This window comes from Microcystis sp. LE19-84.1B (genome assembly GCF_027531875.1).
GTDB classification, from domain to species: domain Bacteria; phylum Cyanobacteriota; class Cyanobacteriia; order Cyanobacteriales; family Microcystaceae; genus Microcystis; species Microcystis panniformis.
Window position 1 is genome coordinate 1 of sequence record NZ_JAPZSR010000195.1, and the last position, 1271, is coordinate 1271.

Here is a 1271-nt window from a genome sequence, read left to right on the forward strand (position 1 = left end):
TGGGGTGGAACGGGAACAATCCCTGCATTTTGGCGAAATCCTCAATTTATCGAGCGTTAGACGCATTTATATCGATGAATTGCTCCGCAGGGACAATCCCTCCTTAGGAATTGGTGTGATTAAATTAGTAGTAGAGTCGGAGACAGCAGCGGTGAGGACTGCTCAAACCCTAATCGAGCGGACTAGAGAAGAAATCATCGACCAGTCCAGTCAACGGCAGTTAATTAATCTAATCGAAAGTATCATTATTTACAAATTACCCCAGAAAAGTCGCGAGGAAATTGAAGCTATGTTTGGACTAAGTGATTTAAAACAAACGAGAGTCTATCAAGAGGCACTGGCCGAAGGAGAAGAACGGGGTCTGCAAGAGGGGGAACGTCGGGTGGTGGAAAACCTGCTCCGAGTCCGTTTTGGTGAGTTAGACCCAGAAATTCAAGCTATTATCAGCCGGATTTTACAATTGTCCCCGGAAGAATTTACTCCTTTACTTCTCCATTGTTCCAAGCAGGAACTCTTAAAGCGATTTCCCCCAGAAAAGTCGCGAGGAAATTGAAGCTATTACCACCCTTATCAAGGGTAGGGGACTCTCTTGGATTTGGTGGGTAAAATGTATTCTGAGATACAGTCCTGCTGGCGAGGGGGTGGAACGAACCACAAAGACACAAAGGACACAAAGATCGGTCATATAGTAAGTTAAACTTATCACACAGAACCTAGAAGAGCCGGTAGGGTTATTCATGAATTAACCCTACTACTTCCCCCAGAAAAGTCGCGAGGAAATTGAAGCTATGTTTGAACTAAGTGATTTAAAACAAACGAGAGTCTATCAAGAGGCACTGGCCGAAGGAGAAAAACAAGGTCTAGAACGGGGTCTAGAACGGGGTCTAGAACGGGGTCTAGAACGGGGTTTAGAACGGGGTCTGGAACGGGGTCTAGAACGGGGTCTGCAAGAGGGGAAACGTTTGGTGGTGGAAAACCTGCTCCGAGTCCGTTTTGGTGAGTTAGACCCAGAAATTCAAGCTATTATCAGCCGGATTTTACAATTGTCCCCAGAAGAATTTACTCCTTTACTCCTACATTGTTCCAAGCAGGAACTCTTAAATCAATTCGGCAATTGCCAATAAACCCTAGAAGCGAGATTTCTCGTGAAAACTGACAGTATCTTTTACCAAATATTCCTGCGCTTTCCGGACAGTTTCTTTGACCTAATCGGACAACCGCAACCGGGAGCAGCAAACTATAAATTCACCTCCCAAGAGGTGAAACAACTC

Annotated in this window: 3 protein-coding genes; all 3 read left to right on the plus strand. The window is 45.2% G+C overall.

All coding sequences use genetic code 11. From position 1 onward, the window contains the following. Positions 1-553 (plus strand): DUF2887 domain-containing protein (locus O9324_RS11475; RefSeq protein WP_288140245.1); only part of this gene is annotated, 553 nt, incomplete at its 5' end. Between the two features lie 235 nt (positions 554-788). Continuing rightward, positions 789-1124, plus strand: coding sequence for an RpnC/YadD family protein (locus tag O9324_RS11480; protein WP_287712682.1), 336 nt, complete (start codon positions 789-791; stop codon positions 1122-1124). A 21-nt stretch (positions 1125-1145) separates the two neighbouring features. Further along, a partial coding sequence (locus O9324_RS11485; RefSeq protein ID WP_288140246.1) for a DUF2887 domain-containing protein occupies positions 1146-1271 on the plus strand: 126 nt, incomplete at its 3' end.